Raw genomic sequence first — 22,634 nt, forward strand, 5'->3', positions numbered from 1 at the left:
AGATCCGGGGGCTCGTCGCGTCTGCGCTGTCGCGCGTCAGGCCATCGCGAGGCTCGCGGCGCCGATGATGCCCGCGTTGTTGCGGTGCTCCGCGATGCGAATCGGCGCGCGCGTCTCGAGCATGGGGAGGAACTTCTCGGGGTTCTTCGACACGCCGCCGCCCACGAGGATCAGGTCGGGGGAGAAGAGGAACTCGACGTGGTCGTAGAACTTCTGCAGGCGCCCCGCCCACTTCTTCCACGACAGGTCCTCGCGCTCGCGCGCCGTCGGCGCGGCGTAGCGCTCGATGCTGTCGCCCTTCCACTGCAGGTGGCCGAGCTCGGTGTTCGGCACGAGCTGGCCGTCGAACAGGAAGGCCGAGCCGATGCCCGTGCCGAGCGTCGTGAGGATCGTGAGGCCCTCCTGGCCCTTCGCGGCGCCGAAGCGCAGTTCGGCGAGCCCGCCGGCGTCGGCGTCGTTCACGAAGTGGATGTCGCGGCCGAGGGCGTCGGCGAAGAGGTTCTCAGCCTCGAGGCCGATCCACTCGTGCGAGACGTTGGCCGCCGAGAGGGTCCTGCCGCCCTTGACGATCGCGGGGAAGCACACGCCGATCGGCAGGTCCTTCGCGTCGTCGCCGAGCATCTCGATGAGCTCCTTCGCCGTCTGGAGGACGGCGGGCGGCTCGGCGCCCTCGGGGGTCGGGATGCGCACGCGTTCGCTGGACAGCGTTCCAGCCTGGAGATCGACGATGCCGGCCTTCATGCCGGTTCCGCCGATGTCGATTCCAATCGCATGCGTGGGAGCGTTCGTCATGAGCACCAGGTTATCGGCACGGAGCGAGCGGAAAGTGACCGAAGGCAGGCGAAAAGCGCCGAGGCCGGGCCCCTCCGTGAAGGAAGGCCCGGCCCCGGCGCGGATCTGCGGGTTTACGCCGTCTTCTGCGAGCGGCGCTCCTTGGTGGGGTCCTGGCCCTCACCGCGGCGCTCGCGGATGAACTCGAGCCGCTCGGCGAGCAGCTCCTCGAGCTCGGGGATCGAGCGTCGCTCGAGCAGCATGTCCCAGTGGGTGCGCGCGACCTTGTCGCCCGAGTGGTCGACCTCGGCCGCGCCCTTGTCGGTCTGCAGGATGGCCTCGGCGCCGCAGGTGCGGCACTCCCAGGCGGCGGGTGCTTCGGCGTCGGCCGCGAACATCAGGGTGGTTTCGCGACCGCACTCGGTGCAGAGGTAGGTGTGCTCCTTGCGCTCCATGAACACGACGCCCTCTTCGCTCTGAAGGCTCTGGGCGCCGAGTCGGATTCCGCGCAGGCTGCGATCTGCCATTGTGTGGTCCTCTCGTCGGCTAGTAGGTCTAACGTTCAGGGCTGGGCGGATCATCCGAACAGCGGCCGTCACGCAGGGTTTCCCAGCAGATCCCCAGTCCTCGGACCGTGCCTCCGCCGGCGGGGGAGAGGCACCCTGTACGGCGGACGCTAGCGGTCCCCGCGCGGCCGGTCAACGGGTCCCGCCGAAGCGCCTCTCAGGCGCCGAGGACGGCGAGCGCGAGGTCGGCCCTGTCGGTCACGATGCCGTCGACGCCGCGCCCGACGAGACGACGCATGTCGGCCTCCTCGTCGACCGTCCAGACGTGGATCTCGCACTCCGCCTCGTGCGCCGCGGCGATGAGCCGATCGGTCACGACGGGCACCCCCTTCTGGCGCTCGGGGATCTGCAGGGCGTCGACCTCGCGGAGGAGCCGCACGGCCCTGCGGCGCGCGCCGAGCTGCGCCGCGAGGAGCGCCCGCGCGACGACGCCCGTCCCGCCGGATGTGGCCGGGGATCCGCCCGCGCGCCGCGCCGCGGCGAGGGCCTCGAGCCGCCGGTCGTCGCTGAAGCTCGTGACGAGCACCCGGTCGGCGTGCGGGGCGATGATCCGGCCGGCGGGCTCCGCGGCGCCCTCCGCCTTGACGTCGATGTTGAAGCGCACCCCGGGGAAGTCGTCGAGCGCGCCCGCGAGGGTCGGGAGCCCGCCGATTCCGCTCATGATCTCCTCGAGCTCGTCGAGCCGCACGTCGGCGATGCGGCGCGGGTCGTCGGCGACGCGCGCGAGGTCGGAGTCGTGGAACAGCACGACCTCGCCGTCGGCCGTGAGGTGGCAGTCGGACTCGACGTAGACGGCGCCGGCCGCCTCCGCGGCCGCGATGGCCGCGACGCTGTTGTCGAGGATCCCGTCGGCGCGCATCTCGTCGGTGACGAGGCCGCGGTGAGCGAAGACGCGGGGTGCGTCGGTTCCGCGGAGGTAGGCGTGCATGCGGCGGATCCCTTCACCGGCGGTGCGCCCCCTGCGGCGCGGAACACCCCCAGGGTAGTGTCGTCGGGTAACCCCGCAGCACAACACCTGGAGTCACCCGTGTCGCAGCCCCTCCCCGCCGGATCCCTCGACGGCAGGACCGTCCTCGTCACCGGATCGTCGCGCGGAGTCGGAGCCGACACCGCGAAGTTCGCGGCCGCCGCGGGCGCGAACGTCGTCATCAACTTCCGCAACAAGGCCCCGCGCGCCGAGAAGCTCGCGCGCCAGCTGAACGAGGAATACGGCACGCAGACCCTCGTGGTCGGCGCCGACCTGACCGACCCCGACTCGCTCGCATCGATGATGGGCGCCGTCGAGGACGTGTTCGGCGGCCTCGACGTGCTCGTGCTCAACGCCTCGGGCGGCATGGAAGCCGACCTCGGCGAGAACTACGCGATGCGCCTCAACCGCGACGCGCAGCTCGCCGCGCTCGACGCCGCGCTCCCGATCCTCCGCGCCGGGTCCCGCGTCGTCTTCGTCACGAGCCACCAGGCGCACTTCATCCGCACGACGCCGACGATGCCGCAGTACGAGCCCGTCGCGCTCTCGAAGCGGGCCGGCGAGGACGCCCTGCGGGCGCGGATCCCCGAGCTCGCCGAGAAGGGCATCGAGTTCGTCGTCGTGTCGGGCGACATGATCGAGGGCACGATCACGGCGACGCTCCTCGAGCGCGCGAACCCCGGCGCGATCGCGCAGCGGCGCGAGGACGCGGGCTCGCTCCTCGACGTCGCGGGCTTCGCCGCCGAGATCACGAAGGCCATCACCGCTGAGATCCCGGACACGCACGAGTTCGTCCTCGGCGACGTGTCGAGCTTCAACGGCACCGACTGACGCGGATCCCTCCGCGGAGGGACGCGCGATCTCCGCGCGCGGTGCGACGATGACGCGATGACACGATCCCGCATCGCCCGCTGGGCGGCCGCGCATCCCGCGTACGCGTGGGGCATCCCGGCGTCGGTCGTCGCGATCGCGCTGTACTCGGTCGCGGTGCCGCTGGAGGCGCAGCTGTACGGCGTGCCGGTCGTCGGCGCGCTGTTCCTCACCCTCGTGCAGTACGGCGCCCTGCTCATCGCGCCCGCTCGGCCGCAGATCGCCGGGGCGGCGTTCGCCCTGGCGTCGGTCGCGCTCCGGATGTGGCGGCCCGCGGCCGACGTCGCCTGGCCCTGGTCGGTCACGATGATCATCGGGTTCGCTCTGCTCGTATGCGCCGCGTGGACGACGCGCGGAGTGCGCGGCGGCATCGTCGCGTACCTCGCGCCCGTCGTCGCGCTCTGGCTGCCCATCTCGGTGCACCGCGACGACGTCACGCCCGCCACCGTCATCGTGGCGATGTCGATCGGCGCGGCAGCCGCGATCTTCGGGGCGCTGCTGCACGAGCGCGTCCGCGTGCGCGGCGAGCTCGCGGCCGAGCGCGAGGTGAGCGCGGCCGAGACGGAGCGCCGGCTCGTCGTCGAGGAACGCCAGCGGATCGCCCGCGAGCTCCACGACGTCGTCGCCCACGGGCTGTCAGTGATCCAGGTCCAGGCGACGTCCGCCCGCTACCGGATCCCCGATCTTCCCGGCCCCGCGGCGGCCGAGTTCGACGACATCGCGCGTGCCGCGCGCTCGTCGCTCGCCGAGATGCGGCGCCTTCTCGGTGCGCTCCGAGGAGACGACGAGCCCGAGACGGCGCCGCAGCCGACGCTCGCGGACATCGCCCGGCTCGCGGATGAGACGCGGCGCGCGGGGGTCCTCATCACCGACGAGCTCGGTGATCTCTCGGCTGTGCCGGACGCGACGAGCGTCGCCGCCTACCGCATCGTGCAGGAGGCGGTGAGCAACGCGATCCGCCACGCGCCGGGCGCGCAGATCGCCGTCTCGGCGACGGCCGGCGGACCCCTCGTCGTCGAGGTCGTCAACGGTCCCGCGACCCGCGCGCGGGGCGACAGCGGGGGCGCCGGGCACGGCCTCGTGGGGATGCGGGAGCGCACCGCGATCCTCGGCGGCTCGCTCATCGCGGCGCCGACGGCGGACGGAGGCTTCCGCGTGCGCGCCGAGCTGCCGCTCGATCCGGAAGGATCAGACGCATGACGACGGAACGGATCCGGGTCGTGATCGTCGACGACCAGGCCATGGTGCGGGCGGGCTTCGCGGCGCTGCTCGACGCCCAGCCCGACATCCGGGTCGTCGGCCAGGCGAGCGACGGCGAGGACGGCGTGCGCGTCGTACGCGAGCTCAAGCCCGACGTGGTGCTGATGGACGTGCGCATGCCCGTCCTCGACGGCCTCGAGGCGACCCGCCGGATCCTCTCCCCGGACCGGCCCCTGCCGCACGTCCCGCGCGTGCTCATGCTCACGACGTTCGACATCGACGAGTACGTGCACGACGCGCTGCGCGCCGGTGCGAGCGGATTCCTCCTGAAGGACGCGCTGCCCGACGAGCTCGCCCACGCCGTCCGGGTGATCGCGGCCGGCGACGCCCTCCTCGCCCCGAGCGTGACGCGGCGCCTGCTCGCTCGCTTCGCGGCGGCCCGGCCCGCGGGGCCCTCGCGCGCGGCCCTGGCGCTGGCCGCCCTCACCGACCGCGAGCGCGAGGTGCTGGTCGAGATCGGCCGAGGGCTCTCCAACGCCGAGATCGCGGCCGAGCTGTTCATCGGAGAGCAGACGGTCAAGACCCACGTCGGCCGCCTGCTGCAGAAGCTGCCGGCGCGCGACCGCGTGCAGCTCGTCATCACGGCGTACGACGCGGGCCTCGTCGAGCCGGCGGGGTAGCTCCGGAGAGGGACCCGGATTCCCGACCGCGGAGGGATCCGCCGCCCCTCACCTCGTCCGTACGGTTCACCGGAACCCGAGACGAGGAGCCGGCATGACACTGCTGCGAACACCCCTCTCCGTCGCTCCCGCGCCTCCCGCGCGGCGCGATCGGAGCATCGACCTCCTGCGCGCGGCGTGCATCGTCGTGGTCGTGCTGCTGCACGCGACGATGGCCGGCATCGCCGTCGCGGACGGCGCGCCCGTGATCCGGAACGCGCTCGACGAACCCTGGTTCGCTCCCGTGAGCTGGGTCCTCCAGATCATGCCCCTCTTCTTCCTCGCCGGCGGCGTCACGGGACTCGGGGCCTGGCGGCGCGCCGCCGCACGCGGCGAGCGCGCCGCGGCCTTCGCGGCATCCCGCGTCGTGCGCCTCATCCGGCCCGCCGTCGCCGCGTTCGCCGCGATCGGCGCCGCGCTCGCGGTCCTGTCGATCGCGGGCGTGCCCGCGGATCTCGTCGCCGAGGCCGGCTTCCGCATCTCGCAGCCGATGTGGTTCCTCGGGGTGTTCGTCCTCGTGCAGGCCCTCGTGCCCCTCGCCGCCCGCGCGCACGACCGGGAACCGGCCGCGAGCGCCGTGGCGCTGGTCGTCGCCGTCGCGGCAATCGACGCGACGCGGTATGTGACCGGGGCGGACGCCGTCGGAATGCTCGGCCTCGCGGCGGTGTGGCTCGCCGTCCAGCAGGCGGGCTTCTGGCTCGCCGACGGGGCGTTCGACCGGATCACCCCGCGGGCGCGGCTCGTCGCAGCCGGCGCGCTGCTCCTCGCTCTGGGAGTCATGACGGGACTCGGCCCGTACCCGGCCGACATGTACGTCGGCCTCAACCCGCCGACGCTCGCGCTCGTCGTGCTGGGCGTCGCGCAGGCGCTCGTCTTCTCGGTCGGGCAGCCGGCGATGCGGCGCTGGGCCGACCTCCCGGCCCTCCGTGGGATCGTCGATCGCCTCGGCACCCTGTCGATGACGATCTACCTCTGGCACATGCCGGTCGTCATCGCACTCGCGGGCGCCGGTCTCGCGCTCGGCCTCGCCGGCGCCGTCGATCTCCCCGAGATCCACTCGGCCGCGTGGTGGCTCGGGAGGCCCGCCTGGCTCGCCCTCGCGCTCGTCGCGACCCTCATCGTCGCGTCTCGCGCCGCGCGCTTCGACCGCGGAGGCGCGGCGTCCCCCGGGATCCGTTCGGGCCGAGCGGCGGCCGCCGTCGCCGCGGGCGTCATCGCCGTGGCTCTCCCGCTCGTCGCGGGGCTCGGCTGGCTGACGGCTGCCCTCAGCGCGGGGCTCGCGGCCGCGGCCGTCGCGCTGGCAGGGGATAGCCCCCGCCCACGTCTGCGGGGCGACCGCATGGCGCACAAGAACCCCACAGAACAGGATGGAATCGTGACAATCGACAGCGAGCGGAGGATCCCATGGCGGTTCTGACGGCAGCGATCCTCGCCCTGGCGGCATCGCCCTGGATCTACCTCATCGCGCTTGCGAGCACAGCCCTCGACGCGTTCTTCCCGCCGCTTCCGAGTGAGACGCTCGTCGTCGCCCTCGCCGCGATCGGCGCCGCGAGCGGCACCCCGAACATCTGGCTGCTCGGCCTCGCGATGGCGGTCGGCGCCTTCATCGGCGACAACCTCACCTACGTGATCGGCCGGGCCGTCGGCACGGACCGTTATCGCTGGATGCGCGGCGCGAGGTTCCAGCGCGCCGTCGGCTGGGCGTCGGGCGTGCTCGAGCGCCGCGGCGGGGTCATGATCCTCGTGTCGCGCTACATCCCGATCGGCCGCATCGCGGTCAACCTCAGCGCGGGGGCGACGGGGTTCCCACGGCGCAAGTTCGTGATCATGTCGGGCCTCGCGGCCGTGGCCTGGGCCGCGTACTCGGTCGCGATCGGCGCGCTCGCGGGACAGTGGTTCCACAGCAACCCGATCCTGGGCGCCGTGTTCGGCGTCCTCATCGCGACGGCGATGGGCCTCGCGATCGACCGGATCTCGTCGAAGCTGCGCCGACGCGACGTCAGCCGAGGATCAGAGCCGCGAGGAAGATCAGCGGAAGCGCACCGAGCGTCGTGAGGAACACGGTGTCGCGGGCGATGACGTACCCGACCCCGTAGCGCTGCGCGAAGTTGAAGATGTTCTGCGCGGTCGGGAGCGTCGCGAGGACGACGACGACGAGCAGGGCGTGCCCCTCGAGGCCGAACGCGAGCCCGATCGCATATGCCAGAAGCGGCATGATCACGAGCTTGAGCGCGGTCGCGAGCAGCACGTCGCGCCGCGTGCCGCGCGTGGCGAGGGCGCGCTGCCCGTTGAGGGACATGCCGAAGCTGATGAGGATCACCGGAACCGCCGCGTGCGACACGAAGTCGAGCGGCTCCATGACGATCTCGGGGACCGGGAGTCGCGTGAGCGCGACGATCACGCCGACGGTCGAGCCGATGATCATCGGGTTGCGCACGGCGCGGCCGAGGGCCCGCCACCACCGCTTCTCGCCCGTCGAGACGCCGTCGAGCACGGCGAGCGAGATGGGCGTGAAGAGGATCTGCTGCATGAGGATGATCGGCGCCGCGTACGCCGCGCTCCCGAGCACGTAGGTCGAGATCGGGATGCCCATGTTGTTGCCGTTGACCTGCCCGGCCGACAGCGCGCCCATCCACACGTCGCCGACGCTGCGCTTCCAGAAGACCCGGGCGACGAACGCGTAGATGAGGAAGACCGCGAGCGCCGCGAGCGCCGAGACCGGCAGGAGCGACGAGAACAGCGTGCCGATATCGGCCTCGCTCAGGACGACGAACATGAGGATCGGGTTGAGCACGAAGAACGCGAGCCGCCCGAGGACCGCCTGGCCGTCCTCGCCGAGGATGCCGGTGCGGCCGACGACGTACCCCACGATCACCGCGAAGGCGACGACGGCGAAGCCCGTCAGGACGCTGATCATCGGATCGGGGATTCGTCGCGCGTCGTCATCGCCTCGAATCTACCGGTCGACGCGCGCCTCTCCGTCGCGGAACGCGCCCGCGGGGACGAGGAGCAGGCACACGGCGGCGGCGAGCGCCGTCGCGCCGCAGACGATCCAGACCGTGAGGTAGCCCGCGAAGGAGCCCGCCGTCCCCGTCGCGCCCGACGCGAGAGCGATCCCGAAGGCGCACGACGCGATCGCGCCGCCGACCGTTTTGACGGAGTTCGTGAGGCCCGTGGCGACACCCGCCTGCGTCGGGGGAGCGGCCGCCGCCGCGGCCGCGGGCAGCGCGCCCACGAGCGCACCGGATCCCAGACCCGCGATCACCATGTTGACGACGACCTGGACGTACGAGTCGTGCAGCGGGACGAAGAGCAGGTAGCCGAGGGCGACGAGAATCGCGGCGACGACGAGCGACGTGCGCGGCGACGTCGCCCGCGCGAGCTGCGGCGAGAGGAGGGCGCCCGCGATCATGCCGATGAGGTAAAGGCCGATGATGAGCGAGGTCGCGAACCCCGCCGTCCCGAGACCGTAGCCGTGGACCGCGGGATCCGTGCGAGCGAAGGTCGAGAGCGGCGCCTGCGCGCCGAGGACGCTGACGCCGAAGAGACCGGCCGTGAGGAACACGGGCCAGAGCGACGGCGCGCGGAACATCGCGACGTCGATGAGGGGATCCGCCTGCCGCCGCTCCCACAGCGCGAACGGAACGACGAGGAGGAGGCCGATCGCCGCGACGGCCCAGGGGAGGGGCGACGCGGGGTCGAGCCGGAGGAGCGCGAGGCCTCCCGTGAAGGCGAGGAGCGCGAGCGAGAGCAGCGCGACGCCGACGGTGTCGAGCCGGCCGCCCGTCGTCTCGGGCGTCTCGGCGACGCCCAACAGCACGACGAAGAAGCATGCGACGACCACGACCGCCGGGACGAGGAGCACGACCGTGAGGGGGAGGACGTCGACGAGCGCCCCGCCGGCCAGGGCGCCGAGGATCGCGCCGCCCTCGAGCGCCGCGACGAGGACGCCGGCCGCCTTCGCGGTGGCGCTCGCCGGCGCACCGCGGGAACGGGCGCGCGACCAGATGAGCGCGACCTCGAGAGGGAGCCAGACGACGTACGCCCCCTGAAGCGCCCAGGCGACGAGGAAGATCCCGAAATTCGGCGCGAACGGGAGCGCGAGCGAAGCGAACGCCGTGATGGCCGTCGACCACAGCAGCATGCGGCGGTGGCCGACCATGTCGCCGAGCTTCGCGAACGCCGGCACGATGAGCGCCGAGAGCATGAGCTGCGACCCCTCGAGCCAGTTGACGTCGGCGTCGTGGACTCCGAGGTGGCGCGCGATGTCGGTGAGGAGCGGGGTGTAGTACCCCTGGATCACGCCGCTCGTGAACTCGACGAACGCGAGGAGGCCGACGATCGCGGTGAGCGCGCCCGCCCTGCGGCTCATGCGAGGCCCCGGATCAGCGCGGTGTGGAATGCGCGACCGCGCTCGAGCGACGACGCCTCGACCCGCTCGTCGGGGCCGTGCACCGACGAGCGCTGCTCGCGCGACATCTCGAGGGGCGCGAAGCGGTACACGGCGGGGAACCGGCGGTGGAAGAAGCGCGCGTCGGACGCCTGCATCATGAGGTACGGGGTCGGGAGGGCGTCGGGGTAGGCCTCGCGCACCGCCGCGGTCACGGCGGCGAACTCGGGACCGTCGATGGGAGACTCGGGCGACGGATCCGCCCCCTCGCTGACCGTCACCGTCACGCGGGCGTCGGCGATGCGGCGCTCGACCCGGCGGCGCACCGACGCGACGGTGTCTCCCGGGATGAGGCGCAGGTTGAGCGTGGCGGACGCGCTCGGCGGCAGGACGTTGTCGGCCGATCCTCCGGCCGTGCGGGTCGCAGCGATCGTCGTGCGAACGAGCGCCGCGGGCTCGCCGCCGAGCGCGCCGAGGATCCGCCCCGTGAGCCACGGCAGGCGCGCCATCGCCCCGAGCGCGAGGCCTCCGGCGCGGCCCGCGCGGGGGCGCAGGATCTCGAGCATCCGCGTGATCGTGCGCGGCGTGCGGGGCGGGAACGTCGCAGGGGAGAGGCGGCGCAGGGCCCGCACGATGCGGTCGATCGCGCTCGGCCCGTTCGGCGCTGACGCGTGGCCTCCGTCGCCTACCGCCTCGAGGCGCATCGTCACGACACCCTTCTCGCCGACGCCGATCATCGCGGCCCGTCCCGAGACGAAGGGGAGAGGCGCGTCGACGACGGCGCCGCCCTCGTCGAGCACGAGAAAAGGCGTGATCCCGCGCTCGGCGATGACGCGGGCTGTGTTCTCGGCCTCGCCCCCGAGCGCCTCCTCGTCGCCGCCGAACGAGAGATACACGTCGCGCGCCGGCCGGAAGCCCTCGGACAGCAGCTTCTCGACCGCCTCGAGGATCACCACGAGCGGGCCCTTGTCGTCGAGCGCGCCGCGCCCGTGCACCCATCCGTCGACGATCGCGCCAGAGAACGGGTCTCGCGACCACCCCTCGTCGGTCGACGCGGGCACGACGTCGATGTGCGCCATGAGGATGAGCGGATCCCGGTCGCTCGTGCCGCGCCATCGGTACAGCTGGGCGCGTTCGCCGATGCGTTCGGACTCGAGGTTCGCGTGCACCAGCGGGAACAGCTCGCGCAGCGCGTCGACGAATCGGTCGAACGCCTCCTGGTCGCCGCTGAGGGTTGGGATGCGGATCAGCTGTGACAGCCGCGCGGCGATCGCGAGGGCGTCGGGTTCGTCCATGAGCTGAGCGTAGCGGCGCATCCGCACGCGCAGATGACGCGTGCGTGACGTCGATGACGCGGTCTCAACGGTATTGCCGATAATGCACATTATGTCAACTCGAAGCTGACACGTTCGCGCCAGACGCAGAATCCCGCGCGGCCACCGCCGCACCGATCATGCCGAACCCCTCTCCCACGAACTTCCCGACAGACCGGGAAGAGAAAGCGTCCGTCTCGACCTGACGAGCACAGCCCCGTTCCATCGCTTACAGCACTCGATAGAGCATCCCCATGGCCGCGCGCACCTCGTCAAACGTCGCCTCGGCAATCTCATTCGCACGACTGTTCCCGGCAAGGAGCAGTTCCGTGACCAGCGCAGGATCGGCTGCGAGCTCGTTTCGACGTTGACGGTGTTCGGCGAAGCGAGTGTTCACCGCGTCGATCGTATAGTCCTTCAGCGCCCCGCTCCCCGCTGCGCCAATGTGCTCTGCGATTGCCTCTGGCTCGATGTCGCTGCACAGTGCCGCTGTTGTGAGCAGCGCGGACACGCCGGGTCGGTTTACCGGATCGAACGTGATCATCCGGTCGCTGTCGGTTTGCGACTTCTTGATGACCGCCGCAGTCTCGTCCGCCGTCATGGACAGCGCGATCGCGTTCCCATAGCTCTTCGACATCTTCCGACCGTCAAGGCCCGGCACCTCCGGCGTCGCGGTGATCAGCGGCTCCGGCTCAGGGAACACGGGGCCGAATCGCGCGTTGAACCGTCGGGCAATGGTCCGGGTCAGTTCTACGTGCGGCAGGTTGTCCTTCCCGACAGGCACCAGGTTGCCCTTGCAGAAAAGGATGTCCGCAGCTTGATGTACGGGATAGGTCAGCATCAGGCCGCTGAGGCTCCGTCCTGATGCCGCGAGCTCTGCTTTCACGGTCGGGTTGCGATGCAGTTCCGACTCCGTCACGAGACTCAAGAACGGCAGCAGCAGCTGGTTCAACGCCGGCACTGACGAGTGCGTGAAGATCGTCGTCGACGCTGGGTCCATGCCGGCAGCGAGGTAGTCCAGGATCGCGTCCCGCACGTTCGTGGTCACGTTGTCGGCGGTGTCTCGGTCCGTGATCACCTGGTAGTCGGCCAAGACCAGCACGGTTTCAACACCAAGGCTCTGCAATCGGACACGCTCACGCACAGTCCCGAAGTAGTGCCCCAGATGCAGCCGGCCCGTCGGCCGCTCCCCGGTCAGAACACGGAACCGTCCCGGTTCAGCAGCGACCCTGGCCTCCAGCTCCGGCATTCGGAGCGACGTCGTCGCAAGAGAATCCATCATCACCCTCCACATCGAGGGGGTGCGCGACAGTCACCACGCCACAGGTTCGTGGGCTGCCATGCAACCCACGAGACATGCGTCAAAGGCTGCTAGGGCAGCCACCACCACGAAGAACGAAGCGAACGCATGACCCGACACTACCGGCTCACCAGCCGCGGATCACCTGGCGCCGCTCAATCGAATCGGCAGCGGCGGTCTGCGGATCCCCCGGCGCTCCCGGCTAGCGTTGTCGGGTGCTCCCCCTCGATACCCCGCGCCTTCGCTTCAGAGAGATGACGTCACGCGATCTGGACTCGATGGCCGAGCTGCTCGGCGATCCCGAGGTCATGGCGTTCTATCCCGCGCCGAAGACTCGCGCAGAGGCCGCCGAATGGATCGCCTGGAACCAGCGGAACTACGCCCGGCACGGTTACGGCCTCTGGGTGATCGAGACCCTCGCCGGAGACTTCGTCGGCGACTGCGGCCTGACCTGGCAGGAAGTCAACGGCGTCTCCAGACTCGAAGTCGGGTATCACGTGGGCACCCGGTGGCAGGGGCGCGGCCTCGCGACCGAGGCGGCCGCGGCCTGCCGAGACTTCGCCCGCGACCACCTGGACGTCGCGGAGCTCGTGGCGATCATCCACCCCGACAACCGAGCGTCCGAACGCGTCGCGGAGAAGATCGGGATGCGACGCGCCGCAGACGACCACGGCGGCGACATCCCCGTCCGCACGGTTCTGGGCATGCTCCTCGACGCGCGCCCGTCGAGACACGGGTGACGCTCGCCCTCCCCCCGCGCGGATCGGCGCGACCGACCTGCGAAAGTGGTTGGCAGACTGGAGCTGATCACCCGCGATACCCCGAGAGGGCCCGGCAATGAACGACGTCCCCACCGTGCTGTTCGTCTGCGTTCACAACGCGGGCCGGTCGCAGATGGCCGCGGGCTACCTGCAGGCCCTCGCCGGTGACCGGATCGAGGTGCTCTCCGCGGGATCCGCGCCGAAGGACGAGATCAACCCGGTCGCGGTGGCCACGATGGCCGAGGAGGGCATCGACATCGCCTCGAACACCCCGAAGCTGCTCACAGTCGACGCGGTCCGCGAGTCGGATGTCGTCATCACGATGGGCTGCGGCGACGCCTGCCCGGTCTTCCCCGGGAAGCGCTACGAGGACTGGGAGCTGGACGATCCAGCCGGGCAGGGCATCGACGCCGTCCGGCCCATCCGCGACGAGATCCGAGTTCGGGTCGAGGCGCTCATCCACGAGCTGCTCCCCGAGGCGCGCTCCGCCTGAACCCGCGCGTCAGGTGGCGCGCACCGCTCCCCTGGCGAGACCCCCGCTCCGCACGCACGTGGTGACAGCACCGCCCGGATCCGCCACGATGGTCACGAGACGAAAGGACCACGATGCCGAAGACGGTCGCGGAGAAGCTGCAGATCAAACCGGGATCCCGGGTGTTCTGGGGCGACTCGATCGACGAACGGCGCGACCTGATCGCGCCGCTGCCCGACGGGGCGACGGGAACAGACGCGCCGGACGACGCCGATGTCGCGGTCGTCTTCATCGACGACCGCGCCGCGCTGGAGCGCCTCGTCGAGTGGCCCATCGCGGTTCTCGGAGGCGTGCGGGCCGTCTGGATCGTCTATCCGAAGGGCGGGCGCTCGGACGTCAACCGCGACATCGTGTGGCGCCGCGTCGCGGAGGCGGCGTGGCGGCTCGTCTCCAACGTGTCCGTCGACGACACGTGGTCGGCCGTGCGGGCGAAGCCTCTGGGCGGCTGACGGTCAGACGAGGTATTTGAAGCCGAGGTGCGAGCGGTCGAATCCGAGGCGCTCGTAGAACCGGTGCGCCGCCTCGCGCTTCGCGTCGGAGGTCAGCTGCACGATCTGCGCGTCGGTCGACGGCGCCACGACCTCCATGACCCACCGCATGAGCGCCGATCCGATGCCCGCCGAGCGACGATCGCTCGCGACCCGCACCGCCTCGACGAGGAGCCGGGTGCTCCCCCGCCGCGCGAGCCCCGGAATCCGCGTGAGCTGCAGCGTGCCGACGACCACCCCGTCGGGATCCACGGCGACGACGAGCTCGTTCGACGGATCCGCGACGACGGCCTCGAGGGCGGCGCGGTAGAGCGGCTCGTCGGCCGGATCCGAGACGTCACCGCGGGCCGCGCTGATCGGGTCGTCCGACATGAGGCGGATGAGGGCCTCGAGGTCGGCGAGGTGCGCACGGCGGATCTCGAGGCCGGCTTCGGGCAGGGGCGCGGGAAGCGTCAGGGCGTCGATCACACGGCAAGCCTAGGCGTCGCCGGGGATCACAGCGCCTTGCGCATGAAGACCTCGGTGCCGTGCGGCGGGAGTGGATACTCCTCGGTCTCACCCGTCGCGACGAAACCGCGACGCTCGTAGAACGCGCGGGCCCTGGCGTTGTCCTCGTGCACCGCGAGGGTGAGGGTGTCCCCCTCGCCCCGCGCCCACTCCTCGACGCGATCGAGCAGGGCGTCGGCGACGCCGTGGGCGCGACCCCGCACCTCGGGCGCGACGAAGACGCCCACGAGGAGCGGTCCGTGCGCCGCATCGACGAACCCGCCCATGGCGCCCACCCACGCGCCCGACTCGTCGACCGCCGCGATCGACAGGCTGTGCGGCGCGATCCCGCGCTCGCCGCGCGAGCGCCACTCCCCCTCGCCGTGCGCCCGGGCGGCCTCGGCCGTCTCGACGTACGCGATGGGGGTGTCCTCGATCATCCGGATCCGGATCTCGCGGATCCGCTCCCAGTCGTCGGGCGTCACGGATCTGATCTCGACGGGCATGCCCCGATGCTAGCCAGACGTCGTTCTCGGGTCGACCCGCGAGACTGGAGGCATGTTCGACCTCGCCCGCATCGGTTCGGGACTCCCGGTCGCGGCTGCCCGCGCCGAGCTCGAGAGCGCCTTCGCGTGGGGCGCGGCTGTCATCACAGCTCCCCCGGGCACCGGAAAGACGACCTTCGTGCCGCCCCTCGTCGCGGAATCGGCAGACGGACGGGTCGTCGTCACGCAGCCGCGTCGCGTCGCCGTGCGGGCGGCCGCGCGCCGGCTCGCGCACCTCGCCGGGGAGCCGCTCGGGAGATCCGTGGGCTTCACGGTGCGCGGCGAGCGGAAGGTCTCGGATCGCACGCGGGTCGAGTTCGTGACCCCCGGGGTCCTGCTGCGCCGCCTGCTGCGTGACGCCGCGCTCGACGGGGTCGCGGCCGTCGTGCTCGACGAGGTCCACGAGCGCTCGATCGACGGCGATCTGCTTCTCGGGATGCTCGCCGAGGTGCGCGAGCTGCGCGACGACCTCGCCCTCGTCGCGATGTCGGCGACCGTCGATTCCGCGGCGATCGCGGATCTGCTGGGCGGCGCGCCCGTCGTGGACGTGCCCTCGGCGCTGCATCCGGTCGAGATCGAGCACTCCCCCGCGCCCGGGCCGCGCCTCGGGCCGCGCGGCGTCGAACGCGACTTCCTCGCGCACGTCGCCCGGCTCGCGGTCAACGCGCAGGCTCGGCTCCCCCACGACGCGCTCGTCTTCGTCCCGGGCGCGCGGGAGGTCGACGAGGTCGTGCGGCTCATCGCCCCGCTCACCCGATCCGAGGTCCTCGCCCTCCACGGTCAGCTGCCCGCGGCGCAGCAGGACCGCGCGACGTCGGGGCGCACGAGCGACGTCGATCCGCTCCGCATCGTCGTGTCGACGGCGCTCGCGGAGAGCTCGCTCACGGTCCCCGGTGTCCGGATCGTCGTCGACGCCGGTCTGTCTCGCGAACCCCGGCGCGACGTCGCCCGCGGTATGACGGGCCTCGTCACGGTGAGCGAGTCGAAGGCGAGCGCCCGCCAGCGCATGGGGCGCGCGGGGCGGCAGGGGCCGGGCCTCGCGGTCCGCGCGTTCTCCGACGCCGAGTTCGCCGCGATGCCCGCGGCGGCCGCGCCCGAGATCCAGACCGCCGACCTCACCGACGCGGCGCTGACGCTCGCGGCGTGGGGCGCGCCGGGCGGCGAGGGGCTGCCGCTCCTCACCCGCCCGCCTGCCGACGCGATGCGCCAGGCGACCGACGCGCTGCACGCACTCGACCTCGTCGACGGGGACGGCCGCATCACCGCGTCGGGTTCGCGCGTCGCCGCGATGCCGGTCGGCGCGCGGGAGGCGCGTGCCCTGCTGGCGGCGGGCGCCCAGGGCGTGTCGGCCGCGCCGGCGGGCGAGGTCGTCGCGGCGCTCGCGGGCGGTCATCGTGCGACGGGTGCGGACCTCGGATCCCTCCTCCGCGGCCTGCGGAGCGAACGCCTGCCGGGCGCCGCGCGGTGGCGAGCCGAGGCCCGGCGCCTCGCCCGCTTCGCCGACGGCGACGGATCCGCCGACGCGACCGCGATCGTCACGGCGCTCGCTCGACCCGAGTGGATCGCGCGCCGCGTCGCAGACCGCACCTATCTGCTCGCGAGCGGAACCCGCGCGGCCCTGCCCGAGGGCAGCGCCCTCGCCGGATCGGAGTGGCTCGCCGTCGGCGAGGTCGCCCTCACTGCGGGGCGTGCGGGCGACCGAACGGGCGCCGTCATCCGCCTCGCCGCCGCTCTCGACCCCGACGACGCCCTGCGGATCGGGGCTCCCCTCGTCGCGGAGACCCGCGCGGCGAGCACGGCCGACGGATCCGTGCGCGTCCGGCTCGAGCGGCACCTCGGCGCCATCGCGCTCTCGTCGACGCCGGTCGCGGCGACGGACGCCGACCGGGCGCGCGCGGCGGCCGACGAGATCCGCGCACGCGGCATCGCGGCTCTCCCCTGGACCGAGCGAGCGACCGAACTGCGCGCTCGCCTCGCACTGCTCCACCGCGCGATCGGCGCCCCGTGGCCCGACGTCTCCGACGACGCGCTGCTCGCGCGCGCCGACGAGTGGATCCCCGTGGGCGGGCTCGCGCGCCTCGACGTCACGGCGGCCCTCCGCGCGCTGCTCCCCTGGCCCGAGGCAGCCCGTCTCGACGAGCTCGCGCCCGAACGCCTCGCGGTGCCGTCGGGATCCTCGGTGCGCATCGACTACGCGTCGGATCCCGACGGCCGACCGATCGTCGCGGTCAAGCTCCAGGAGCTGTTCGGCCTCGCCGACACGCCGCGTCTCGCGGGAGGGCGCGCGCCGATCCTCTTCCATCTCCTTTCCCCGGCCCGGCGGCCGCTCGCCGTGACGTCCGACCTCGCGTCGTTCTGGAACGGGCCGTACGCCGACGTGCGCAAGGAGATGCACGGCCGCTATCCGAAGCATCCATGGCCCGAGGATCCGTGGACCGCGCCCGCCACGGCGCGCACGACGCGAGGCATGACCCGCGACAGCCGGTAGCGTCGACCGGGTGACCATTCCCGCCGATGTGCGCCGGGCCCGGTGGGCCGTCATGGCGCTGTTCCTCACGAACGGCGCGATCTACGCCAACCTCGTGCCGCGCCTGCCCGAGATCAAGGCCGAGCTCGGGCTCTCGAACGCGGCGTACGGCCTCACGATCGCGGCGATGCCGATTGGATCCCTCATCGCGGGGCTCGCGGCGGGGCTGTTCATCCAGCGCTTCGGCTCGGCGCGCGTCGCGGTGTTCGGAACCTTCCTCTCGGCGGGCTTCGTCTTCGCGGCCGCCGTCTCACAGGCGCATTGGCTGTTCGTCGCGGCGCTCTTCCTCCAGGGGAGCTCCGACGCCGTGACCGACGTGGCGCAGAACGCGCACGGACTCCGGGTGCAGAGGCGCTACGGGAAGACGATCCTCAACAGCTTCCACGCCGTGTGGTCGCTCGGCGCCGTCCTCGGCGGCCTCATGGCGGCCGGCGCCCTCGCTCTGTCGATGGGGCGGCCGCTCCACATCGGGATCTCGTCGGCGATCTTCATCGGCGTCGCCCTCTTCGCGCTGCGCTTCTGCCTGCCCGGGCACGACATTGAGCCGACCGACACGGGGAGCGTGCCCGTCGTCGCCGGGACTGTCAGTCACCCCATCCGCGTCGCCGTGATCATGGCGGCGCTCGCCCTCATCGGGATCTCGGGCGCGCTCGTGGAGGAGGCCGGCAACTCGTGGGCTGCGCTGTACCTCTCGGGCTCGCTCGGCGCGCCCGCGTCGGTCGCGGCCTTCGGCCTCATCGCGGTCGTCGGCGGGCAGTTCATCGGGCGCATCATCGGGGATCCCCTCACCGATCGCTTCGGATCCCGAGCGACGGCGGTCGGCGGGGCCGCCATCACGCTCGTCGGCATGTCGCTCGCGCTCGCGTTCCCGAGCGTCCCCGGCACCCTCGCGGGCTTCGCCGCGGCCGGGTTCGGCGTCGCGACGCTGATCCCCGCCGCCATGGAGACCGCGGATTCGATCCCCGGGCTGCGCGCCGGAACCGGCCTGACGATCGTGTCCTGGCTCCTGCGGCTCGGGTTCCTCGGCGCTCCCCCGCTCGTCGGCCTCGTCGCCGACACGTGGTCGCTGCGCGTCGGGCTCCTCGGGATCCCCCTCGCCGGGCTCGTCGCGATCCTCTGCTCGTGGGCGCTGCGCCGGAAGGCTCGGGCGTGATCTTCGACGCGTCGTCGTTCGGCGCCGTGGTCTTCGACCTCGACGACACCCTGATCGACCAAACGACCGCTTCCGACCGCGCCGTCGCCGCGTGGGCCGAGGAGCTCGGGCGCCGGCCCGTGGATCCGCGCGCCTGGGAGAGGCTGTCGAACCGGCACTACCGCCGCTACATGGCGGGAGAGACCGACTTCGAGGGGCAGCGCCGCGACCGCACGCGGGAGATCTTCGGCCTCGTCCTCGACGACGCGGCGGCGGACGCGATGTTCTCGGGATACAACCGCCTGTTCGACGAGGAGCTCGCGGCGTTCGACGACGCGCGCGACTGCCTCGACAGGGCTCGGGCCGCCGGGCTGAGGGTCGGCCTCCTGACCAACGGCGAGCGTGACAGGCAGCTCGCGAAGGTGCGCCGGTTCGGCTTCGAACCGCTGTTCGACGCCGTCGTCGCCTCGTCCGAGCTGCCGGCGGGCAAGCCGGACCGGCGCGCGTTCGAGGCCGTGCTGTCTCTCCTCGGGGTGCCGGCCGACCGGGCGCTCATGGTCGGCGATGACGTCGAGAACGACGCCGAGGGCGGCATGAACGCGGGCCTCGCCGCCGTCGTCATGGATCCGTGCGGCCTCTACCCCGACCTCCCGTACCCGCGCGTCGCCGCGCTCGGCGAGATCCGGTTCTGATTTCGCCGCTCCAGGGGCGGCCCTTGCGCGGGGGGATGCACCCGCGCGGCCGTTCTCCGGCCGGGCATCCGCGGGAAGGGTGAATGGCCGCGGGAGCGGATCCCTTCGCGCGGCATACCGCGCAGGGCGTCGCCCTCCGGGCACTCGGGACTCAGCGGCTGATGAGGGGATCCCCGCGCGAGGATCGCCCTTGGCGCGGGGGGATGCCCCCGCGCGGCCATTCCCCAGCCAAAAATCCGCGCGAGAGGTGACCGGCCGCGCGAGCGGATCCCTTCACGCGGCATACCGCCGGTGGTGCGCTCCGCGAGGGCTCGATCCGCGCGAGGGCGGGATCCCCGCGCGAAGGTCAGCCCCCACGCGGAGCAATGCCCCCGCGCGGCCATTCCCCAGCCAAACACCCGCGCCAAGGGCGATCGGCTGCCGGAGGTGTGCCTCCCGCGCGGCCTCATGGCTCGCCGAAGCGCGCCGGCGTGGCCGCGCCGTGCGCGAACGCATGCGACGCCGCCTCGCTCACGCACTCGGGATCCTCATCGCCCCCGGACGTCACGCGTGCGCCGGCCGCCTGCCGGGCGCGGCACCTTGGGTGACACGCCGCGTAGGGGACCACGCACGGATGGGCGCGTCATTACCTACCTGCGAGACTGTGGGGATGACGCACGACACCGACCCGCGCACCGCCCGCCGGGTGCCCGAGGAGCTCGACGACTTCCAGCGCGCCGAGCGCAATCCCGACTTCCGGGTCGACGTCGAGCGGATCCGGTTCTCGCCGTTCTTCTCGCGGCTCTCGGCCGTGACACAGGTCATCGCGCAGTCGGGCGCGGGCCTCGCGGTGCACAACCGGCTCACGCACTCGGTGAAGGTCGCGGCCGTCGCGCGCGCGATCGCCGTGCACCTCTCGACCGACCCGGGCGAGAAGGGCCGGATCATCGCCGAACTCGGCGGCTGCCACCCGGTCGTCGTACAGGCGGCGGCCAGCGCCCACGACGTCGGGCACCCGCCGTTCGGCCACCTCGGCGAGCACACGCTCGATCGGCTCGCGAAGCGGCGCTTCGGCCTCGCCGAGGGCTTCGAGGGCAACGCGCAGACATTCCGGATCCTCACACGCCTCGACGAGCACGATCAGCCGGGCGTCGGCCTCAACCTCACGGCGGCAACCCGCGCCGGGGTTCTGAAGTACCCGTGGGTTCGCGGCGAGGGCGGCGACCGCAAGGGTTCGTCGCACAAGTTCTCGGCCTATTCGCTCGACGTCGACGAGATGCGCGACGCTCTGAGCGCCTACCCCGACATCGAGGCCGGGCAGCAGACCGTCGAATGCTCCGTGATGGACATCGCCGACGACATCGCGTACTCGCTGCACGATCTCGACGACTTCTACCGAGCCGGGCTGCTCAACCAGGCGACGATATCGGCCGAGTTCCGCGCGTGGCAGCGCGACCTCGGCGAGCTCCGCGGACTCGACGAGCCGGCGCTCCGCTACGCCGACCGCTCCCCCGGCCACTCGCTCGAGCTGCTCTGGCGCCGCCTCGAGCGGAAGGATCCGTGGATCGCCGACGCCGACGCGTTCACCGCCGCCGTCGCGCGCGTGCGCGAGGAGGTCGTCGACGGGCTCCTCGCCGTGCCCTTCGACAACTCGCTAGCCGCGGATCGTGCGCTCGCGCAGTTCACGAGCGAGTGGATCTCGCACCTGCAGTCGTCGGTCACGGTCCACCGCTCTCCCAACCGCCGCTCCGGTCACGTGAGCCTCGACGTCACGGCGTGGCACGAGGTCGCGGTGCTCAAGTTCCTGCACGAGCGCTTCATCCTCGACCGCCCCGACCTCGCCGTGTATCAGCGGGGCCAGGCGTCGGTCGTTGAGCGGCTCGTCGACGCCTTCACCGCCTGGCTCGACGACTCCTACGACGTCCGCCGCGCGCCGCGCCGCCTGCTCGACCTCGTCGACCTCGCCTCCGACGACTACATGCGCCTCGCGCGGGAGGATCCCGATCGCCTCGACACCGCCGACTCCGTCGAGCTGCGGCGCCGCGCGCGCGGGCGCGGGATCATCGATTACGTCTCGTCGCTCACCGACGCGCAGGCGCGCGATCACGACGCGATGATCAGCGGACAGACCGAGCGACTCTGGGACGCGGGCCAGGGGCTCTGACGACGCGAAACGGCCCCGGATCCCATCGTGGGAGCCGGGGCCGCGAAGCGTTCGGTCAGAGGCCGAGAAGCTCGAGGAGGTCGGTGAGCAGTCCACCCACGCTTCCGAGCAGGTCGCCGAGAGGTCCAGAGATCATGTGTCGCTCCATTCGTTCCGTATACGCCCCGCGGCCTTCGCCCCGGGCCCGCGGCCTGTGTGCTGCGGTACGCCGACGTTATCGACCGCGCACGGAGCGGGCCGTGACGCCGGGATGAAGCGCGCGTTTCGATCTGCTCAGCGACGAGCGATCTCGTAGCCTCGTCGAAACCTGCGACCGATAGCACTCGTGCGCGCGACCCGGAGGCCGCGCGCACGCGTGGGGACGATCGAACGGATCACTCCGTGGGGAGCACGAGCTCCTCGCCGACCTCGATGTAGTTGGGGTCGCTGATCGCGTCCTGGTTGACGGCGTAGACGCCGAGCCAGCCGCTGTCGAGGCCCTGGTCGAGGGCGATCTGGTAGAGCGTGTCGCCCGCCTCGACTGTGTAGGTCTCGTCCGAGGCCTCGACGTCGGGCAGATCGTAGGTCGGGGCCGCGGGGGCCTCAGCCTGGGTCGATGCCTCCGCCGGGGCGGCCTCGGTGGTCGTCGTCTCGGCGGGGGCCGCCTCCGTCGTCGTGGTCTCGGCGGGGGTCGCGGCCGCCGTCTCGGCCGGGGCGGCCTCGGTCGTTGTGGTGTCGGCCGACGTCGAGCTGGGCTCGGCCGATCCGGACGCGCCGATCTGAGCCGAGCACGTGGGCCATGCGCCCCAGCCCTGCGAGGCGAGGACGTTCTCGGCCACGCGGATCTGCTCCTCGCGCGACGCGTCGGCCGGGTTGCCCGAGCCGCCGTTCGCCTGCCAGGTCGAGAGCGAGAACTGCAGGCCGCCGTAGTAGCCGTTGCCCGTGTTGATCGCCCAGTTGCCGCCGGACTCGCACTGGGCGAGGGCGTCCCAGGTCGAGCCGTCGGCGGCGTTCGCCGCGGTCGGCACGAGCGTGGCCGCCGCGCTCACGGCGAGCACGCCCGCCGCGAGGAGACCGCCGCGCTTCATCAGGCGCTTGCCGCGCGAGGGAGCGGAGACGGTCGGGGTAGAGGTCTTCGGGATCAAGATGAACTCCGTGGCCCCGCCTCGGCGCTTCTCGCACCGACCGCCCGACCGTTCGATATCAGGATCATGGAGCGAGGGACTCTGGGGGCGGACTCGGTGGCGGTCCCT

Annotated in this window: 22 protein-coding genes; 12 read left to right on the forward strand and 10 right to left on the reverse strand. The window is 72.2% G+C overall.

Annotated features, from left to right (window positions below):
• Positions 1–36: 36 nt before the first annotated feature.
• From ppgK to H576_RS0104125, 3 genes are all read right to left on the reverse strand, one after another.
• Positions 37–792 carry a polyphosphate--glucose phosphotransferase gene (ppgK, locus tag H576_RS0104115; protein WP_029149888.1) on the reverse strand — a complete coding sequence of 252 codons (756 nt, stop codon included), beginning with the start codon at positions 790–792 and terminating at the stop codon, positions 37–39.
• A 113-nt stretch (positions 793–905) separates the two neighbouring features.
• The gene (locus tag H576_RS0104120) at positions 906–1,298 is read right to left on the reverse strand and encodes an RNA polymerase-binding protein RbpA (RefSeq protein WP_029149889.1); all 393 of its coding nucleotides are present in this window, start codon (positions 1,296–1,298) and stop codon (positions 906–908) included.
• Positions 1,299–1,494: 196 nt separating this feature from the next.
• Positions 1,495–2,265: a glycerophosphodiester phosphodiesterase family protein gene (locus H576_RS0104125; protein ID WP_029149890.1), complete on the reverse strand. Its 771-nt coding sequence runs from the start codon at positions 2,263–2,265 to the stop codon at positions 1,495–1,497.
• Between the two features lie 99 nt (positions 2,266–2,364).
• Between H576_RS0104125 and H576_RS0104130 the strand changes: the two genes are divergently transcribed.
• The 5 genes from H576_RS0104130 to H576_RS14250 all read left to right on the forward strand — a co-directional run bounded on the left by H576_RS0104130 (position 2,365) and on the right by H576_RS14250 (position 7,148).
• Positions 2,365–3,135 (forward strand): SDR family oxidoreductase, encoded by a 771-nt coding sequence (locus H576_RS0104130; RefSeq protein ID WP_029149891.1) that lies wholly within the window; start codon positions 2,365–2,367, stop codon positions 3,133–3,135.
• 57 nt (positions 3,136–3,192) lie between these two features.
• Positions 3,193–4,374, forward strand: a complete 1,182-nt coding sequence (locus tag H576_RS14240; protein WP_051172136.1) for a sensor histidine kinase — start codon at positions 3,193–3,195, stop codon at positions 4,372–4,374.
• Positions 4,371–5,054, forward strand: coding sequence for a response regulator (locus tag H576_RS0104140; protein WP_029149892.1), 684 nt, complete (start codon positions 4,371–4,373; stop codon positions 5,052–5,054). Before H576_RS14240 ends, H576_RS0104140 begins: the two co-directional genes overlap by 4 nt.
• Before the next feature lie 94 nt (positions 5,055–5,148).
• Entirely contained in the window at positions 5,149–6,510 is a 1,362-nt protein-coding gene (locus H576_RS14245; protein ID WP_051172139.1) for an acyltransferase family protein, read from the forward strand.
• Positions 6,498–7,148 carry a DedA family protein gene (locus H576_RS14250; RefSeq protein ID WP_036319137.1) on the forward strand — a complete coding sequence of 217 codons (651 nt, stop codon included), beginning with the start codon at positions 6,498–6,500 and terminating at the stop codon, positions 7,146–7,148. Before H576_RS14245 ends, H576_RS14250 begins: the two co-directional genes overlap by 13 nt.
• On the opposite strand, the gene H576_RS0104155 is transcribed toward H576_RS14250, so the two are convergent.
• The 4 genes from H576_RS0104155 to trpS all read right to left on the reverse strand — a co-directional run bounded on the left by H576_RS0104155 (position 7,093) and on the right by trpS (position 12,075).
• The gene (locus H576_RS0104155; RefSeq protein ID WP_029149893.1) at positions 7,093–8,010 is read right to left on the reverse strand and encodes an AEC family transporter; all 918 of its coding nucleotides are present in this window, start codon (positions 8,008–8,010) and stop codon (positions 7,093–7,095) included. The genes H576_RS14250 and H576_RS0104155 overlap by 56 nt on opposite strands.
• A 39-nt stretch (positions 8,011–8,049) precedes the next feature.
• Positions 8,050–9,465 carry an MFS transporter gene (locus tag H576_RS0104160; RefSeq protein ID WP_029149894.1) on the reverse strand — a complete coding sequence of 472 codons (1,416 nt, stop codon included), beginning with the start codon at positions 9,463–9,465 and terminating at the stop codon, positions 8,050–8,052.
• A complete protein-coding gene (locus H576_RS0104165; RefSeq protein WP_029149895.1) occupies positions 9,462–10,778 on the reverse strand; it encodes a M20/M25/M40 family metallo-hydrolase in 1,317 nt (438 codons plus the stop codon). The genes H576_RS0104160 and H576_RS0104165 overlap by 4 nt, the downstream gene beginning before the upstream one ends.
• Positions 10,779–11,025: 247 nt before the next feature.
• Positions 11,026–12,075, reverse strand: a complete 1,050-nt coding sequence (gene trpS, locus H576_RS0104170; protein ID WP_029149896.1) for a tryptophan--tRNA ligase — start codon at positions 12,073–12,075, stop codon at positions 11,026–11,028.
• A 236-nt stretch (positions 12,076–12,311) separates the two neighbouring features.
• Between trpS and H576_RS0104175 the strand changes: the two genes are divergently transcribed.
• From H576_RS0104175 to H576_RS0104185, 3 genes are all read left to right on the forward strand, one after another.
• A complete protein-coding gene (locus tag H576_RS0104175) occupies positions 12,312–12,836 on the forward strand; it encodes a GNAT family N-acetyltransferase (RefSeq protein WP_029149897.1) in 525 nt (174 codons plus the stop codon).
• Positions 12,837–12,933: 97 nt separating this feature from the next.
• Positions 12,934–13,350, forward strand: coding sequence for an arsenate reductase ArsC (locus tag H576_RS0104180; RefSeq protein ID WP_029149898.1), 417 nt, complete (start codon positions 12,934–12,936; stop codon positions 13,348–13,350).
• Between the two features lie 113 nt (positions 13,351–13,463).
• A complete protein-coding gene (locus H576_RS0104185) occupies positions 13,464–13,838 on the forward strand; it encodes a hypothetical protein (protein ID WP_029149899.1) in 375 nt (124 codons plus the stop codon).
• Between the two features lie 3 nt (positions 13,839–13,841).
• Here H576_RS0104185 and H576_RS0104190 read toward each other — a convergent pair whose 3' ends face one another.
• Together H576_RS0104190 and H576_RS0104195 are read right to left on the reverse strand one after the other, a co-directional pair.
• On the reverse strand, positions 13,842–14,345 hold the full coding sequence (locus H576_RS0104190) for a GNAT family N-acetyltransferase (RefSeq protein WP_029149900.1): 504 nt from the start codon (positions 14,343–14,345) through the stop codon (positions 13,842–13,844).
• A gap of 26 nt (positions 14,346–14,371) precedes the next feature.
• The gene (locus H576_RS0104195) at positions 14,372–14,869 is read right to left on the reverse strand and encodes a GNAT family N-acetyltransferase (RefSeq protein WP_029149901.1); all 498 of its coding nucleotides are present in this window, start codon (positions 14,867–14,869) and stop codon (positions 14,372–14,374) included.
• 52 nt (positions 14,870–14,921) lie between these two features.
• On the opposite strand from H576_RS0104195, the gene hrpB reads away from it, so the two are divergent.
• The 4 genes from hrpB (at position 14,922) to H576_RS0104215 (ending at position 21,402) form a co-directional block, all read left to right on the forward strand.
• On the forward strand, positions 14,922–17,396 hold the full coding sequence (gene hrpB / locus H576_RS14255; RefSeq protein WP_036319140.1) for an ATP-dependent helicase HrpB: 2,475 nt from the start codon (positions 14,922–14,924) through the stop codon (positions 17,394–17,396).
• Between the two features lie 10 nt (positions 17,397–17,406).
• Positions 17,407–18,588, forward strand: coding sequence for an MFS transporter (locus H576_RS0104205; protein ID WP_036319143.1), 1,182 nt, complete (start codon positions 17,407–17,409; stop codon positions 18,586–18,588).
• Positions 18,585–19,259 (forward strand): HAD family hydrolase, encoded by a 675-nt coding sequence (locus H576_RS0104210; protein WP_169564294.1) that lies wholly within the window; start codon positions 18,585–18,587, stop codon positions 19,257–19,259. Before H576_RS0104205 ends, H576_RS0104210 begins: the two co-directional genes overlap by 4 nt.
• A 649-nt stretch (positions 19,260–19,908) precedes the next feature.
• Positions 19,909–21,402, forward strand: a complete 1,494-nt coding sequence (locus tag H576_RS0104215; protein WP_029149904.1) for a deoxyguanosinetriphosphate triphosphohydrolase family protein — start codon at positions 19,909–19,911, stop codon at positions 21,400–21,402.
• Positions 21,403–21,776: 374 nt separating this feature from the next.
• Here H576_RS0104215 and H576_RS17260 read toward each other — a convergent pair whose 3' ends face one another.
• Positions 21,777–22,526 (reverse strand): LysM peptidoglycan-binding domain-containing protein, encoded by a 750-nt coding sequence (locus H576_RS17260; RefSeq protein WP_281167302.1) that lies wholly within the window; start codon positions 22,524–22,526, stop codon positions 21,777–21,779.
• Positions 22,527–22,634: the final 108 nt, after the last annotated feature.

The organism is Microbacterium indicum DSM 19969, from assembly GCF_000422385.1.
In the GTDB taxonomy this organism is placed as follows: domain Bacteria; phylum Actinomycetota; class Actinomycetes; order Actinomycetales; family Microbacteriaceae; genus Microbacterium; species Microbacterium indicum.

Excerpts from the sequence above, each read along its gene's own strand:
- ppgK (WP_029149888.1), bottom strand. The coding sequence starts at position 792 with ATGACGAACGCTCCCACGCATGCGATTGGAATCGACATCGGCGGAACC.
- H576_RS0104120 (WP_029149889.1), bottom strand. The coding sequence starts at position 1,298 with ATGGCAGATCGCAGCCTGCGCGGAATCCGACTCGGCGCCCAGAGCCTT.
- H576_RS0104125 (WP_029149890.1), bottom strand. The coding sequence starts at position 2,265 with ATGCACGCCTACCTCCGCGGAACCGACGCACCCCGCGTCTTCGCTCAC.
- H576_RS14240 (WP_051172136.1), top strand. The coding sequence starts at position 3,193 with ATGACACGATCCCGCATCGCCCGCTGGGCGGCCGCGCATCCCGCGTAC.
- H576_RS0104140 (WP_029149892.1), top strand. The coding sequence starts at position 4,371 with ATGACGACGGAACGGATCCGGGTCGTGATCGTCGACGACCAGGCCATG.
- H576_RS14245 (WP_051172139.1), top strand. The coding sequence starts at position 5,149 with ATGACACTGCTGCGAACACCCCTCTCCGTCGCTCCCGCGCCTCCCGCG.
- H576_RS14250 (WP_036319137.1), top strand. The coding sequence starts at position 6,498 with ATGGCGGTTCTGACGGCAGCGATCCTCGCCCTGGCGGCATCGCCCTGG.
- H576_RS0104155 (WP_029149893.1), bottom strand. The coding sequence starts at position 8,010 with ATGATCAGCGTCCTGACGGGCTTCGCCGTCGTCGCCTTCGCGGTGATC.
- H576_RS0104160 (WP_029149894.1), bottom strand. The coding sequence starts at position 9,465 with ATGAGCCGCAGGGCGGGCGCGCTCACCGCGATCGTCGGCCTCCTCGCG.
- H576_RS0104165 (WP_029149895.1), bottom strand. The coding sequence starts at position 10,778 with ATGGACGAACCCGACGCCCTCGCGATCGCCGCGCGGCTGTCACAGCTG.
- trpS (WP_029149896.1), bottom strand. The coding sequence starts at position 12,075 with ATGGATTCTCTTGCGACGACGTCGCTCCGAATGCCGGAGCTGGAGGCC.
- H576_RS0104180 (WP_029149898.1), top strand. The coding sequence starts at position 12,934 with ATGAACGACGTCCCCACCGTGCTGTTCGTCTGCGTTCACAACGCGGGC.
- H576_RS0104185 (WP_029149899.1), top strand. The coding sequence starts at position 13,464 with ATGCCGAAGACGGTCGCGGAGAAGCTGCAGATCAAACCGGGATCCCGG.
- H576_RS0104195 (WP_029149901.1), bottom strand. The coding sequence starts at position 14,869 with ATGCCCGTCGAGATCAGATCCGTGACGCCCGACGACTGGGAGCGGATC.
- hrpB (WP_036319140.1), top strand. The coding sequence starts at position 14,922 with ATGTTCGACCTCGCCCGCATCGGTTCGGGACTCCCGGTCGCGGCTGCC.
- H576_RS0104215 (WP_029149904.1), top strand. The coding sequence starts at position 19,909 with ATGACGCACGACACCGACCCGCGCACCGCCCGCCGGGTGCCCGAGGAG.